13 protein-coding genes are annotated in these 14,120 nt (G+C 63.2%); 6 read left to right on the forward strand and 7 right to left on the reverse strand.

The window, feature by feature from the left end:
* Nucleotides 1-54 precede the first annotated feature (54 nt).
* From AT302_RS14005 to gcvA, 6 genes are all read right to left on the reverse strand, one after another.
* Nucleotides 55-1,527, reverse strand: a complete 1,473-nt coding sequence (locus AT302_RS14005; RefSeq protein WP_084656233.1) for an efflux transporter outer membrane subunit — start codon at nt 1,525-1,527, stop codon at nt 55-57.
* On the reverse strand, nt 1,524-2,456 hold the full coding sequence (locus AT302_RS14010; protein ID WP_058378945.1) for an efflux RND transporter periplasmic adaptor subunit: 933 nt from the start codon (nt 2,454-2,456) through the stop codon (nt 1,524-1,526). The genes AT302_RS14005 and AT302_RS14010 overlap by 4 nt, the downstream gene beginning before the upstream one ends.
* A complete protein-coding gene (locus AT302_RS14015) occupies nt 2,449-2,643 on the reverse strand; it encodes a DUF1656 domain-containing protein (protein ID WP_058378946.1) in 195 nt (64 codons plus the stop codon). Before AT302_RS14015 ends, AT302_RS14010 begins: the two co-directional genes overlap by 8 nt.
* On the reverse strand, nt 2,633-4,825 hold the full coding sequence (locus tag AT302_RS14020; RefSeq protein ID WP_237171928.1) for an FUSC family protein: 2,193 nt from the start codon (nt 4,823-4,825) through the stop codon (nt 2,633-2,635). Before AT302_RS14020 ends, AT302_RS14015 begins: the two co-directional genes overlap by 11 nt.
* Nucleotides 4,826-4,930: 105 nt before the next feature.
* Entirely contained in the window at nt 4,931-5,845 is a 915-nt protein-coding gene (locus AT302_RS14025; RefSeq protein WP_058378947.1) for a LysR family transcriptional regulator, read from the reverse strand.
* A gap of 36 nt (nt 5,846-5,881) precedes the next feature.
* Nucleotides 5,882-6,778, reverse strand: a complete 897-nt coding sequence (gene gcvA, locus AT302_RS14030) for a transcriptional regulator GcvA (protein WP_058378948.1) — start codon at nt 6,776-6,778, stop codon at nt 5,882-5,884.
* Between the two features lie 154 nt (nt 6,779-6,932).
* Here gcvA and AT302_RS14035 point away from each other — a divergent pair, with 154 nt between their 5' ends.
* Entirely contained in the window at nt 6,933-7,637 is a 705-nt protein-coding gene (locus AT302_RS14035; protein ID WP_058378949.1) for an SDR family oxidoreductase, read from the forward strand.
* Between the two features lie 90 nt (nt 7,638-7,727).
* Here AT302_RS14035 and AT302_RS14040 read toward each other — a convergent pair whose 3' ends face one another.
* A complete protein-coding gene (locus AT302_RS14040) occupies nt 7,728-8,363 on the reverse strand; it encodes a GntR family transcriptional regulator (RefSeq protein ID WP_174554628.1) in 636 nt (211 codons plus the stop codon).
* Nucleotides 8,364-8,621: 258 nt separating this feature from the next.
* On the opposite strand from AT302_RS14040, the gene AT302_RS14045 reads away from it, so the two are divergent.
* The 5 genes from AT302_RS14045 to AT302_RS14065 all read left to right on the forward strand — a co-directional run bounded on the left by AT302_RS14045 (nt 8,622) and on the right by AT302_RS14065 (nt 14,050).
* Nucleotides 8,622-9,401: an alpha/beta fold hydrolase gene (locus AT302_RS14045; RefSeq protein WP_058378951.1), complete on the forward strand. Its 780-nt coding sequence runs from the start codon at nt 8,622-8,624 to the stop codon at nt 9,399-9,401.
* Nucleotides 9,398-10,663, forward strand: a complete 1,266-nt coding sequence (locus AT302_RS14050) for an iron-containing alcohol dehydrogenase (RefSeq protein WP_058378952.1) — start codon at nt 9,398-9,400, stop codon at nt 10,661-10,663. Before AT302_RS14045 ends, AT302_RS14050 begins: the two co-directional genes overlap by 4 nt.
* Before the next feature lie 149 nt (nt 10,664-10,812).
* The gene (locus AT302_RS14055) at nt 10,813-12,195 is read left to right on the forward strand and encodes an MFS transporter (RefSeq protein WP_058378953.1); all 1,383 of its coding nucleotides are present in this window, start codon (nt 10,813-10,815) and stop codon (nt 12,193-12,195) included.
* Nucleotides 12,196-12,241: 46 nt separating this feature from the next.
* The gene (locus tag AT302_RS14060) at nt 12,242-13,051 is read left to right on the forward strand and encodes a hypothetical protein (RefSeq protein WP_058378954.1); all 810 of its coding nucleotides are present in this window, start codon (nt 12,242-12,244) and stop codon (nt 13,049-13,051) included.
* A gap of 54 nt (nt 13,052-13,105) precedes the next feature.
* Nucleotides 13,106-14,050 (forward strand): alpha/beta hydrolase, encoded by a 945-nt coding sequence (locus AT302_RS14065; RefSeq protein WP_218918962.1) that lies wholly within the window; start codon nt 13,106-13,108, stop codon nt 14,048-14,050.
* Nucleotides 14,051-14,120 lie beyond the last annotated feature (70 nt).

Here is a 14,120-nt window from a genome sequence, read left to right on the forward strand (position 1 = left end):
TGTTGAATGAAATGCGTGAATCGAATGCATGAATGATTGCGGCATGCGGGGCGGTCAGTTCACCGCCTCGCCCCATCCCGCGCCGAGCGACTTGTAGAGCGCGATCGCGCTACGCATCTCACCGCCCTGACTCAAGGCGAGCGCATCGCGCGCGTGATTTGCCGTACGTTGCGCAGTCAGCACCGGCAAATAGCCGCTAAGTCCACGGCGATACAACCGCGTTGCCCGATCGAGGGCCTGCTGGCTATCGCTCACGGCCGCCGCCAGCGAAATCTGCCGCGCGCGCTCGCTGTTCAGCCCGGTGAGCGCATCTTCTACGTCGCGTAACGCCAGCCGCACGTCACGCTCATAGGCGAGTCGTGCCGCGTCCGCCTGTGCTTGGGCTGCCGTGACACCCGCACGTGCGCGCCCGCCGTCGTAGACCGTCTGGCTCGCCTGCAACGCTGCGGACCACGCGAGACTCGCGCCCGAGAACAGGTCACTCAGCAGACTGGCCGTCGTACCGAGGCTCAATGGAATGCTGAAATGAGGAAAGCGCGCGGCCTCCGCGACACCGATCTGCGCCGTCGCAGCAGCCAGCCTGCGCTCTGCGGCACGCACGTCGGGACGCTGGCGCATCACCTCCGATGGCATCGACAGCGGCAGCGACGGCGTGACGGGTAACCGTGGCGACGGCTGCGCCAGCACCTCGCGCCAGTCCCCAGAGAAGCCCCCCGTCAGCACACCAATGGCATGGCTCAGCCGGGCGGCTTCGGCGTCCAGTTGCGGCGGCAACGCTTGCGCCGTCTCGCGCTCGGCGCGCGCCTGTGCCACGTCAGCCGACGTGCCGAGGCCATGCGCCAGCGCCCGCTCGGCAAGCTGCTCCCCTTGCGTCAGGTTGTGAATGTTTTCCTGAGCAATGGCAAGCCGCGCCTGCGCCGTGCGCAACATGGCGTAGTCGGCGGCGAGTTCGGCAAGCAGGCTCACCTGTACCGCGTGCGCGTCGTCGGTCACGGCATCGATTTGCGCGTCGGCGGCTTCCACCGCGCGGCGCGTGCCGCCGAAGAAATCCAGCTCCCAACTGGCGTCGAAACCGGCCCGCCATGTGCGCGATCCGCCGATGCCGGGCGGCCAGTCGAGGCGCTCGCTGGAACGCAACGCTTGCCCGACGCCGCCGACCGAGACTGTCGGCCCGAGCCCAGAGGCGATCTGAATGCGCTCGGCTCTCGCTTGCGTCAGCCGCGTTCGCGCAATCGCGAGATCCTGATTGCCCGCCAGCGCAGCATCGACCAACCGGTCGAGTATCGGATCGTTGAAAGATCGCCACCACGTGCGCAGTTGATCCTGCTGGGCAGCACTGAATTCGCCGCGCCCATCGTGCCCCTGTTGCGCTTCATGCCATTGCGACGGCACATCGATATGAGGGCTGCGGTAGTCGGGTCCGAGTGTCGTGCAGCCTGTCGCCAGCAGGGCAAGCAATGTGGCAAGGACCCTCGCGCGCACCGGCTGGCGTCGCCGGGAGCCGGCCGAAATCAAGACAGCGCTCATGACATCCACCGCATCAGCAGACTGGCCAGCGCGCCTTTCGGTGCGGCACCCTGCCCTGACGGGCCAACATCGACGCTGCACGTCATGCCGGCGGCCAGTACGATCCCCGGCGGCACGCGGTCGATGGCGACGCGCACGGGAATTCGCTGCGCCAGACGCACCCAACTGAACGTGGGTTCAACGCTCGGCAGGCCCTGCGAATCCGGGCGCTCGTTGGCATCGGTGATGCCGCGCCCGATGCTCGCGACGTGACCATCAATCAGGTCATCGAAGCCCATCAGCCGGATGCGTGCCGGAGCGCCCGCGTGAATACCGCGCAGTTTCGTCTCTTCGAAATAGCCCGTGATCCAGAAGCTGTGCGCGTCGAGCAACGCAATGCTGGCGTGTCCCGCAACAGCGTAATCGCCCGGACGAAGGCGCAGATGGGTGACGTAACCGTCGACCGGCGCGCGCAGCTCGGTGCGCGCCAGATCGAGTCGCGCAACATCGAGCGCGACCTGTGCCCGGCGTTGATCCGCCACGGCAATCGCCACCGCCTGACCCGCGCGCTGAATCTCTTCGCCGGGCACCAGATCATCCATCCCGCGCCGGCGTCGGGCGTCTTGCTGCTTCTGCTGCAAGATGGCGCGCGCTGCGCTTAACTGCGCCTCGGCCTGCGAGACGGCAAGTCTGAAACGCTCGGGATCGACGCGATACAGCAGGTCGCCGCGCCGCACGAACTGATTGTCGACGACGGCCACGTCTTGCACGGTGCCGGAGATTTCCGGCGCAATGCGCACGACTTCGGCACTCACGCGCCCGTCGCGCGTCCATGGCGCGACGACGTAAGCGCGCCACAGTGCAACCACAAGAACCACCGCCAGACCAACGACGGCCAAGGTGCCCGCCGCTTTCGCGACCGGACGGAACCACAACGCACGATTAGACATAAAGCATCAAGACAGAAACCAGACAGAGGGAAATGGCGAACTCAAAGAGCGCCGGGTGCCAGACGCGCCGTAACACGCCGGTGCGTGCGAGGACGAAGCGCACGCCGAGGAAAAGCGGCACGGCAAGGCAGGCATAAACGAAGAACGGCGGCAAATAGATGCCCGCCACGGCAACTTCACTGAGCATGGGTACGCACCGGAGGCAACGTTGAGAAATAGCTGGCGTGAGCGTCGAGCAAATCGGCGGCATCGGTCAGCGCGGCAATGAGTCGGGGGACGTCGGTGGCGACGCTTGCCGCATCTGCCTGCACCACGGAAAGACGCCGGGCGGCATCACGGGCGTGACGTGCAGCCCGTGACGGATCGTCCGCACGGCGTGCCATGCGAGCGAGGGCTGTCGTGATGATCTGGCGACACAAGGCGTCGCCGCCCTCGCCTTGCAACCACGCACGCAGGCGATGAATTTCGCGGCCGAGATGCAGGCTCGCCAGCGCGTCCACAATCGCGCGATCCATGGCGTCCGGCTGCGTCTTGAGCAACGCGCCCAACTGCGCGATTCGATGTTGTTGTCGGCGTTGCCAGACGTGTGCGTTGTGTGAGGTGGCCGCAAGACTGCCCACGCGCAACAACTGCACGGCTTCATCGCGAATACGCGCGCGCAGGCGTGCGATGTCGCGGGGCAACTGTCGCGGCAGGAACAACCGGAAGCCCATCCATGCGAAGAGCGTGCCCAGCACCCACGCAATCGACCAATTCAGGAACAACGCGACGTCGTAGTGCATTGGGTTATCGGCCCCCGTCAGCGTGTTGAAACCAACGAGGTACGCCAACGCGGCAAGCCCATGTTGCGGCATCGTCGTCGCGTAGATCCCCGGCAGCCAGAACACGGCCAGCACGACGAGCAACAGTGGCAAGCCTTCGATGTGCGGCAGGATCACGAACGCGCAGACAAACGCCGCAGGCACCGCAATCACCGTGCCCTTGACGAACTGAAACGCCCCGGCCGCCGGGTTGGGTGCCGTCGCCAGCAACGCGCAATACGGCGCAACGATCAACAGCATCATGTCGCCATGCGGCCACCCCGTGACAATCCAGAACGCGCCGGTGCCTACCAGCGTCAGCATGGCGCGCAGGCCGTTTTGCCACGCGGCGCGGACGTCGCGATGGAAATGCACCGGGCGTACGGGAGACATGGGAGACATGGGCGGCACGAGTGCGCCGCGTCGGGATGCCACTCGCGGACGTGTTCGACGCAGCGACGCGAGGCCTTCCAACGCGGCGAGATAGTCGTCAATCTGTTCGATCAACCGGTCGACGGCGATATGAAGCGCGGGGGGCGTCGGTGACGTGACGCTCGACTGCGCATCGAGCGTTGCCGACAGACGCGCCTGCGCGGTACGCAGAACGTCCACGGCACGCGACAAGCCTGTATCGCCCGCTGCGACGGCCTGTCCGGCCTCGCGCCACGCGGTGGCGAGCATGGACTGCGTGTCGCACCAGTGCGGCGACGCTTCGCCCTCACGCCCCGCCGATGAGGCGCTACCCGCCAGCGCCGCAAAGAGTGACGCCATCGCGTGCCGCACGGCGTCCGCGCGATGCGCCAGATCGGACGATTCGGCCTTGCCGAGCGAGAGCAAATCATCGACGCCGTAAATCTCGGCCATCAGGTGCCGCCGGGCCGGTGCGATCCGTGGCGAGGTTGTGCCGCTCACGTCAGCGCCGCCAACGTCATGCTGGGTGGCCAGCGCCTCCGCGACATGGGCCGACAACCGGCCCAGCAACGCGTCCAACTTGCTGCGCACACTGCGGCGGCTGAACAATGCCGACACCAGCCCCAGACACACGACGCCGATCATGACCGTCGAGCCCCGGCCGATCACATGTTCGAAAGTCAGTTGCGGATGTTCAAGCGCGCCGAACGTTGCCAGCCCGACCGTGTAGCCCGCGACCACCACGCCCGACGCCCGGAAGTGCCGGAGCAGCGTCATGCCCGTCACGCAGAGCCCGAGCCAAAAGCCGAAGCCCAGCAGAAACAGCCATGGCGTCTGCCCGAATGCGCTCATCAGCAGCACAGACACGACCATGCCGCCGAGGGTGCCGAGCACACGCCACGTCCCCTTCCCGATGACGGCGCCCTGAATGGGATGGATGACGAGCAGGACCGTCGATGCCGCTGAGTAAGGCATCTCCAGTTCCAGCGCATAGGCGACGACGAGGGCGAGCCACGCGGCGAAGATGGACCGTAAGACGTAGGTAGCGCGCGGCGAGCTCAGATCGAACCGCCCGAGAAAGCCCAGTAACCGGGTGCTCAGGCGGCCGGGCGATGTTGCCCCTGCATTAGTCGCCGTCTGCGATGACGCGGATTGCACGATGACCCTTTACGGAAGTGATGTTGATCACCACTGTAGGGGCCACCGCTACGCTGCGAAAAGTGACTTGATTGGAATTGATAAGTGCGCCAGACGCAACGATGATTACGCGGCGGCTGGCAGATCCCCGCACAGCTCGCGAATCGTGCGGCGCAGCCACTGATGGGCCGGGTCCGCCTGAAAGCGCGGGTGCCAAGCCTGCGTGAGCACCACGGTCTCCAGCGGCACCGGCAGATCGAACGCGCGAATGCGCATGCCCGCCGAGATGGCGCTATGAGCAAGATCAGACGGCAACGCCAGCAACAAGTCCGAGTCTTGCAGCGCGAACAGTGCCGTGAACGGGGTCGAGACCACGAGCGCCACGTGACGGCGAAGTCCGAGCCCGTCGAGCGCCGTATCGATCGGCCCCGCGAACTTCCCTCGCCGCGATACGCCGATATGCCCCCAGTGAGTGATTCGCTCGGGCGTAATGTCCTCGTCGAAGATCGGATGATCGTCGCGTGCGATGCCCACAAAGCGCGTGGTGAACAGCGATTGCACCCGAATTTCCGGCCCGAGCTGACGCGAGGCGCTGATGAAAAGATCGATGCGCCCACTGCGAAGCGCCTCGTCGTCGATATCGTCCTCTTCGGGGGCGAAACGCAGCATCGCGTGCGGCATCTCGTTGGACATCGCTTCGAGCAGGCGGCCCGAATGCATGCCGACGAAGATATCGTTGGCGCGCACGTTGAAGCGCCGCTCCAGCGTTTTCAGATCGACTTCGGCACTCGGCGAGAGGACCTGTGTTGCCTGCTCGACCGCCAGCCGGACCTGTTCACGCAGCGCCAGCGCGCGCGGCGTCGGCACCAACTTGCGCCCAGCCTGCACGAATACCGGGTCGCCCAGCGTTTCGCGGATACGGCTGAGCGTGCGGCTCATTGCCGGCGGGCTCAGGTGCATACGCCGGGCGGCGCCCACGACGCTCCCCTCCTCCAGCAGAATGTCGAGCGCGTGAAGCAAATTCAGATCGGGATAGGCCATGGCAGGTGAGAGTCTTCGATTGCGTTTAGCGAAATCCTAACCCGCGAGTCGTGTCTCCTGCAAAAGCCAATCGCGCACATTCGCCACCTGCCCCGCGTGACGCTGACGACGCGGCGACACGATGTAGAAGCCCGCGCCCGTGCGCAATTCGGTGTCGAAGAGGCGTACGAGCCGCCCGGCCGCGACGTCCGGGGCAACGAAGTCCGCGTGGGCGAGGGCCAGCCCCTGCCCGGCGACAGCAGCGTCGATCGCGAGTGCAGTCTGGTTGAATCGGATGTTTTTCGCGACCGAGGAAAGTGACTTCGGCATGGCCTGATCGAGGAACTGCGGCCACGCGTTGTGCGCATCGTGCAGCAAGGCGTGGCCGTGAAGCGTGCCCGCTGGCCCGGGATGCCCAGCGGTAGCGAGCAATTGTGGGCTGGCGACGGCGACCTGCACTTCTTCGAACAGCAACTCCACACTTACGCCACCGCCGAACGGCGGGCGGCCGTAGCGCACGGCGAGATCGACGGCGTCGGCCTGAAAATGCGACAGCCGGTCGGTCGCGAGAATGCGCAGATCAATGTCAGGGTGTGTGGCGAGAAACGCCGGAAGCCTCGGAATCAGCCACTTGGCCGCGAACGTCGGCGTCACGCTGATCGTCAGCCGAAACGGTTCCGGCCGCAACGCCTGCGTCGCTTCACTGAGCACTTCGAACGCTCGGCGCACGCTGCTGGAATAGCGTCGCCCATTCTCCGTGAGCGCGAGCGTGCGCGGATGGCGTTCGAACAATTTCATGCCCAACTCGGCTTCCAGTCCCCGAATCTGTTGCGCGACCGCGCCCTGCGTCACGCCCAGTTCCTCGGCGGCAATACGGAAATTCAGATGCCGGCTCGCCGCCTCGAAGGCGCGCAACGCATTGAGCGACGGGAGACGGCCAAACGATTCGGACATGGTGTAGTTTTTCTACTGGATCAAGCGTTGAAATCTGGTGCATCAACCAGGACGTGGGATGTTACGCTTTCATCCGTGGATTTCTTGATTTTCTTTGGTTATTAGCGTCGGGACGCCATGGTGGCGGCGGCCGGTGCCTCTGGAGGATAACAGCATGACTGTAGAAAAAGTGGCGTTGGTGACGGCAGGCGGTAGCGGCATGGGTGCGGCGGCAGCGCGTCGATTGGCGGCAGACGGTTACAAGGTCGGCATTCTGTCGTCGTCCGGCAAGGGCGAGGCGCTCGCCGCCGAGTTGGGCGGCGTGGGCGTCACGGGCTCGAACCAGTCGGTTGAATCGCTGCAAGCACTGGTCGATGCCGCCGTCTCGCGCTGGGGCCGTATCGACGTGCTGGTCAACAGCGCCGGGCATGGTCCGCGCGCGCCGATTCTCGAGATCAGCGACGACGACTGGCATCGCGGGATGGATACGTATCTGATGAACGTGATTCGTCCGACGCGGCTGGTGACGCCGATCATGCAGAAGCAGCAAGCGGGCGCGATCATCAATATCTCGACCGCATGGGCGTTCGAGCCGAGCGACATGTTCCCGACGTCCGCCGTGTTCCGTGCGGGGCTCGCGTCGTTCACAAAGCTGTTTGCCGACAAGTACGCGAAGGACAACGTGCGAATGAACAACATCCTGCCGGGCTGGATCGACAGCCTGCCGCAACAGGACACGCGCCGCGACAGCGTGCCGATGCAGCGCTACGGCAAAGCCGAGGAAATTGCCGCAACGGTGGCGTTTCTCGCGTCGGAAGGCGGTGGCTACATCACCGGCCAAAACCTTCGCGTGGATGGCGGACTGACGCGCTCGGTGTAAGCCTCCCTCGCGCGCACAAAAACGCCCCGCCATGTCTCGTCATGGTGGGGCTTTCTTTATGAGGCGACGTACTGACGTTCGCGATAGGCGTTATGCCCGGTCACCCAGCACCGTGGCTCGCGTGAATTCCTCGATGTTGTCCAGCAGCGCGTCGAGCGCATCACCTGCCCGCTTCACTTCACCGGCGGCGATCGCTTCGGCGACTTCTGCATGCAGACGCGCCATCGTTGGCAAGTCGGCCGCTTCCTTGTAGTGGTAGTACCAGAAACGGCGTGACAGGCCGTGCAGCAACCGCATCGCACCTTCGGCGAATTCGTTGCGTGCCGCGACCAGACACAGTTCATTGAATTCGCGGTCGGCGCGGATGAACTCCACATCCTTGCCGCTGCGTGCAGAACTCTTGAACTCCTTCGCCAGACGGGTGAAATGCTCACGCTGCTCGGCAGTGGCCTTCTTCGCGGCGCTTCTGGCGATCAGCCGCTCCACTTCGCGCCGCGTCTCCAGCAGTCGCAACTGCTTGCCCACATCCATCGGCGGCACGAGCAGCCCGCGCTGCGGCAGCACCACGATCAAATGTTCGCGAGCCAGTCGTTGAATCGCCTCGCGAATCGGCGTGCGGCCAAAGCCCGTCATCTCGCTCAACTGCAACTCCGACATCGTCGAGCCGGGCGCGAGCCGCAGCGTCACGATCGCCTCTTCGATCCACTCGTAAGCACGATCGACCATGTGACCGCGAGGGATCGCCTCCACGCGTGGATCCGGCGCGGCGGCTTCTGGTTTTTCCTTGCGTGGTGTCGCTTTTTTTGTCGCCATTGGGTCGAGATTCAGAGCAAATATTAATTGTATATCACCTGCTTCTACGTCCTCTCACGACGCCCCTCCCGTGCGCTACCCCGGGCTTTCCCGGTGTCCGTGCCGCTTGCTCGATCAAACTGATGTGCTATTATTCATCAACTAATATATTACTCAAACAAAAGGCTAGTCATGGAGATTCGGCGCGTAGGAACGCCCGACGGCTTTCCGGTGGTGGCCCTGCACGGCATTCAGGGGACGAGCGATTCGTGGGTACCGCTCGCGACCGCGCTTGGCGACACCTTCCATTTCATTCTCCCGAACCTGCCCGGTAGAGGTGATGCGGGTGATGCGGGTGATGCGGCATTTCCGACCGCCCCAGAGGCGTGCAGTGCGGATGCCTTCGCGCGGCTTGTTAGCGGCGTCATCGCACAGGAAATCGGCGCTCGCCCCTACGTACTGGCCGGCTGGAGCATGGGCGTGTCCGTCATCTTCGAACTGATGGCACAACTGGCGAATGGCACAGCACGACAAGCGCCGCCGGTGGCCGTCATGCTGATGTCCGGCACCGCGCAATTGAATGACGTGCGCTGGTTCGAGGCGTCCGAGGGGAGCGCGTTGCTCGACGAGATACGGCAGCGGGAGATCCGTCTGGGACTCACGCGCGCGGCACACCCGCAGGTCGTTGCGTGGACGTGGCAGGCGCTCAAAACGGTCTCACATCTCCCGAATCTGGCTCAGGTCACCATGCCCGCCCTCATCGTTCATGGCAGCGACGACGAAGACTGCCCCGTCGCACATGCCTATCGCATGCGTGAGGGCATCCGTGACGCGACGCTGCATGTGATTCCCAGCGCCCGCCATTCCCTCCTGACGCAGAACACGCAAGACGTCGGTGCCGCCGTGCGGGCTTTTCTGACCGAGCACACTGCACCGTCGCAGCCCCCGCTAAACCGAGAGGAAAATTCATGAGAATCGATGACTGCATCCACTTTTGTGCGCCCTCCCGGCTCATCATCGAACTGGGCTATCGCCATAAGCTTCCCCAACTGCTGCACAGTCTTGGCTACCGTCGGGGCCTGCTCGTCACCGACCGCTTCTTCGCCGATAAGACGTCTTGGGTGAGCGAATACGTGGCAGCGTGCGCACAGCTTGGGGTCCACGTGGATGTCTACACCGGTGGCCAACCCGACCCGACCACCGACCTTTGCGATCAAGCCACCGTTGAACTGCGCCGCATACTCGACGGGCAACGCCCCGATCATGTCGTGTCGCTGGGCGGCGGCAGCAACATCGATCTGGCCAAAGCGTTGTGCGTCACGCTCCCCGACGGGCGCCCCATTCGAGACTTCGGCGCGGGTGTCACCAGTGACTCGCCGGTTATCGACCATATCGCCGTACCGACCACCGCCGGCACCGGCTCGGAGCTCACGCCGGGCACCATCCTGTTCGATCCGGCGACCGGCATCAAGACGGCCGTGATGGACAATCGCCTGCGGCCGGTCATCGCCGCCGTTGACCCCGAACTGACGTTCACCTGCCCGCCCAAGGTCACGGCCGAGTCCGGCATCGACGCCCTCACGCACGCGCTCGAATCGTTCGTCACGCTCGACTCCAGCCGGTTCGACCGCAACGGCAGCGCCGACCCGGGTTACAGCGGCCGCAGCGGCCTCACGATGCTCTTTGCCCGTGAGTCGATCCGGCTGGCGGCGGCGTATCTGTTGCGCTGCTATGAGAATGGCAACGATGTGAAGGCACGCGTCGGCATGTGCTACGCGAGCGTCTATGCGGCGATGTCCTACGGCAGTGCGGGACTCAACGCGGTCCACGGCATTGCTTACGGCGTCGCGGCGCTCACGCACAAATCTCACGGTGCCACGAACGCGGTGGTGCTGCCGTATGCCATCGATCTCTTGCGCGAATCGCGCCACGCCGAGTTGCTTGAAGTCTCCCGAATGTTCGGTATCGACGCCGCCGATGACGTGCAGGCGGTTCGCGCATTGCCCCGCCTGCTGCGCGATCTCGTCGGCAAGTTGGGTATCCCTACCGATCTCAACGCGTTCGGCATCGCGCGTGCATCACTGAAAGACCTGCTCTCCGACTCACTCGGCGTGACTCGGTTGGCCAAAGCATTCCCCGTCGGGAATATCGAAGAAGGCTATGCGCAAATCATCGACAACGCATGGCAAGGAGCGCTTCGAGACGAGAAGGCAGAGAGACTGACAGCCGCCTGATCGCGTCGGATCGATTCAATTCGATTCGTCCTTTCACGGCTGCGCCGCAAAGACACTACACATCAACGACCGGACCACCGGCCGCTTTGCGTCTCGATGTCTAATATGTTAGTTGATCATTAGCTAGATGTATTGGAGGAGACACCAATATGAATATGTCCGCAGCCGCGTCGCGGCTGGGTGTTGACGTGGTCGCCCGGCTTGAGCGACTACCGATGACCCGTTATCAGCGCAGTCTTTTCTCGATCATTGCCACGGCCTGGTTTTTCGATTCGATGGATCTCGGATTGATGACGTTCGTGCTGGGTTCGATCAAGGCGGAGTTCGGTCTGTCCGCGTCGCAAGCCGGGCTGCTTGCCAGTTCAAGCTTCCTCGGGATGTTTGTGGGAGCCGCGACAGCGGGTCTGCTAGCGGACAAGTTCGGCAGAAAACCGATCTTTCAGATCAGTATGATTTTCTGGGGTGTCGGCAGCCTGATGTGCGGCTTCGCGCACAACGTCGATTCGCTGATGCTGTACCGCGTGCTGCTCGGCTTCGGCATGGGGATGGAGTTCCCGATCGGTCTGTCGATGGTCTCGGAGATCGTGCCGGCCAAGAGCCGTGGCAAGTACGTGGCCATTCTGGAGGGCTTCTGGCCCATCGGCTTCATTGCTGCGGGCGTGTTCGCCTATTTCATGCTGCCCGTGATCGGCTGGCGCGGCATCTTCATCGCGTTGGCTGTCCCGGCGATTTTCGTGTTTGTCATCCGGCGCATGGTGCCGGAGTCGCCCCGCTGGCTGGAAGACACCGGGCGCATGAAAGAAGCGGCCGACGTCATGGACCACATCGAAACCAAAGTGGAAAAAGCCTACGGACGCAAGCTACCCGAGCCGGTCATCACCGCGAGCGCGCCGCGCGTTCAGTCTGACCGCAAAGCGCTCTTCGCCGAGATCTGGCGCGGCATCTATGCCAAACGCACGGTCATGTTGTGGACCACTTGGTTCTTCGCCCTGCTCGGCTACTACGGACTGACGACGTGGCTGGGGGCCCTGCTGCAACAAGCGGGTTACGAGATCACCAAGTCGGTGCTCTACACCGTCTACATCTCGCTCGCCGGCATTCCGGGCTTCCTCTTTTCTGCATGGTTGCTCGAGAAATGGGGACGCAAGCCGACGTGTGCGCTGATGTTGCTGGGTAGCGCCGTGGCGGCCTATCTCTATGGGCAGGCAGCGGGCAATAAAGCGCCCATCGAGCAGTTGATCGCTGCGGGTCTCATGATGCAGTTCTTCCTCTTCGGCATGTGGTCGGTGCTGTACGCCTATACGCCCGAGCTTTACCCGACCCGCATGCGCGCCACCGGCTCCGGCTTTGCGTCCTCCATCGGACGCGTCGGGTCGCTGGCCGGCCCCTTCGCCATCGGTGTGCTGCTGCCGACGTGGGGCCAGACGGGCGTGTTCACCATGGGTGCCCTCTCCTTCGTCATCGCCGCGCTGGCCGTGTTGTTACTCGGCGTCGAAACCAAGGGGCGATCGCTGGAGGACGTGTCGCACTAGTCGCGCACTTGTTAATTTTTCATCGTTAAAACGCAGGAGACTCGCCGTGATTACCGAGCGTCAATTGAAGTTCAGAGAGCAGTACAAGTCCGATATCAGCCCGCTGTACAACGGTCTCCTGCACATCGTCGTGATGTACATCGTGGCCATTGGCGCAGTGACTTACGCGGTGAGCCGGTTGCAGCAGCCGACGTGGGAATGGTTGTTGATCGTGCCGGTGTTTTTGGCGGGCAACTTCGTCGAGTGGTTCATGCACCGGTTTGTGATGCACCGGCGAGTGGATGTCTGGGGCTTGCGCGAGATCTACAACCGCCATACGCGGCAGCATCACCAGTACTTCACCGATCAGTTGTCGACGATCGATACGACGCGTGAATTCCGGATCGTGTTTTTTCCGTGGCGCGTGCTGATTACGCTCGGCGTGGGCGGCGGCGTCTTCGGTTACGTCACCTCGCTGATCCTGAACACAAATGCGGGCTGGATGGTTTTCCTGACGATGGTCGGCCAGTACGTGATCTATGAAACGTTTCACTACTGCTGCCATTGTCATGAGAACTGGTTCGTGCGCAACATGCCGTTTATCAATACCATTCGCCGCCATCACACCGCTCATCACAACATGGGCATCATGATGAAATACAACATGAACCTGACGTTCCCGATTGCCGACTGGTACATGGGAAGCAGCGATTTGCGGCGCGGCCTGCTCGGCCATCTGTTTAACGGCTATAGCGAAAAGCACATCAAGGCGGAGCTCAAACCCATCATCGCGAAGTTCAGGGACGATCACTCTCAGGTCACGCTCGATGGCCCGATCCTTACGGAGGAAGAGCGCAAGGCGATGACAGCTTTCTGAGCGCACGGCTTTGGTAGAATCTGGCGCACACCGAGCGCTAGATAAGAGACCTTCATGATCGATCGACGTCAGTTCGTCCGCTATGGGTTGGGTGCCATGGCCGCCACATCGCTGTCCCGATTCGCCCACGCGGACGACGAGGATAAGAAGGTCTTTCTCGATTACACCCAGAAGCAGTTGGACGACGCCTACACGCAGACCGTGTGGGCGCCCAATGCCAAGCAGGTGATCGACGGCTACGCGCGGACCAGCGAGGAAGTGCGGCAGAAGTTACCGCCGACGACTTATTCGTACGGCAGCAAGGCGTCGGAAAACCTCGATGTCTTTGCCCCGCCGGGCGCGCGCAATCTGCCCATCATGGTGTTCATCCATGGTGGCGCGTGGCAGATGCTCTCCAAGGACGACAGTTCTGGCCCGGCGCCGACGTTTGTTGGTGCGGGTGCGATCTATATCGCGATCAACTTTGACAATATGCCGGGCAATACCCTGCCCGGCATGGTCGATCAATGTCGCCGGGCGCTGGCGTGGGTGGGTGCCAATGCGCGGCGCTTTGGAGGAGACCCGGAGCGCGTTTATGTGTCCGGGCATTCTTCCGGCGGCCATCTCACGGCGGTGATGCTCACCACCGATTGGAAAGCGCACGGTGCGCCTGCGCAGTTGCTCAAGGGGGGTGTCGTGATGAGCGGAATGGGCGACCTCGCGCCGGTTGTCCTGTCGGTGCGCGGGAAGTACGTGACGCTGAGCCCGGCACAGGTGATTGAATTCAGCCCGATGAAGCAACTGGACAAGGCCAATTGTCCGGCGCTGGTCGCGTGGGGGACATTGGAGAGTCCGGAGTTCAAGCGCCAGAACCGGGAGCTTGCCGATGCACTGGCGGGGCGCGCCCGGCTTGCCGGGGTGTTTCGGGTGCGAGGCGCGAACCACTTCGAAGTGGTCAATGAGTTGAATCGACCCGATTCGGAGTTGTCCCGGGCGACGTTGGCGTTGATGAATATTTGAGGCCGGTGTTCGCCAAGCGCCAAGTGCCAAGTTAATTGTCGTTCAGTAATTCAGTAATTCTTGATTCAGA

This window comes from Pandoraea norimbergensis, assembly GCF_001465545.3.
Lineage (GTDB): Bacteria > Pseudomonadota > Gammaproteobacteria > Burkholderiales > Burkholderiaceae > Pandoraea > Pandoraea norimbergensis.

Excerpts from the sequence above, each read along its gene's own strand:
- AT302_RS14005 (WP_084656233.1), bottom strand. The coding sequence starts at position 1,527 with ATGAGCGCTGTCTTGATTTCGGCCGGCTCCCGGCGACGCCAGCCGGTG.
- AT302_RS14010 (WP_058378945.1), bottom strand. The coding sequence starts at position 2,456 with ATGTCTAATCGTGCGTTGTGGTTCCGTCCGGTCGCGAAAGCGGCGGGC.
- AT302_RS14015 (WP_058378946.1), bottom strand. The coding sequence starts at position 2,643 with ATGCTCAGTGAAGTTGCCGTGGCGGGCATCTATTTGCCGCCGTTCTTC.
- AT302_RS14025 (WP_058378947.1), bottom strand. The coding sequence starts at position 5,845 with ATGGCCTATCCCGATCTGAATTTGCTTCACGCGCTCGACATTCTGCTG.
- gcvA (WP_058378948.1), bottom strand. The coding sequence starts at position 6,778 with ATGTCCGAATCGTTTGGCCGTCTCCCGTCGCTCAATGCGTTGCGCGCC.
- AT302_RS14035 (WP_058378949.1), top strand. The coding sequence starts at position 6,933 with ATGACTGTAGAAAAAGTGGCGTTGGTGACGGCAGGCGGTAGCGGCATG.
- AT302_RS14040 (WP_174554628.1), bottom strand. The coding sequence starts at position 8,363 with ATGGTCGATCGTGCTTACGAGTGGATCGAAGAGGCGATCGTGACGCTG.
- AT302_RS14045 (WP_058378951.1), top strand. The coding sequence starts at position 8,622 with ATGGAGATTCGGCGCGTAGGAACGCCCGACGGCTTTCCGGTGGTGGCC.
- AT302_RS14050 (WP_058378952.1), top strand. The coding sequence starts at position 9,398 with ATGAGAATCGATGACTGCATCCACTTTTGTGCGCCCTCCCGGCTCATC.
- AT302_RS14055 (WP_058378953.1), top strand. The coding sequence starts at position 10,813 with ATGAATATGTCCGCAGCCGCGTCGCGGCTGGGTGTTGACGTGGTCGCC.
- AT302_RS14065 (WP_218918962.1), top strand. The coding sequence starts at position 13,106 with ATGATCGATCGACGTCAGTTCGTCCGCTATGGGTTGGGTGCCATGGCC.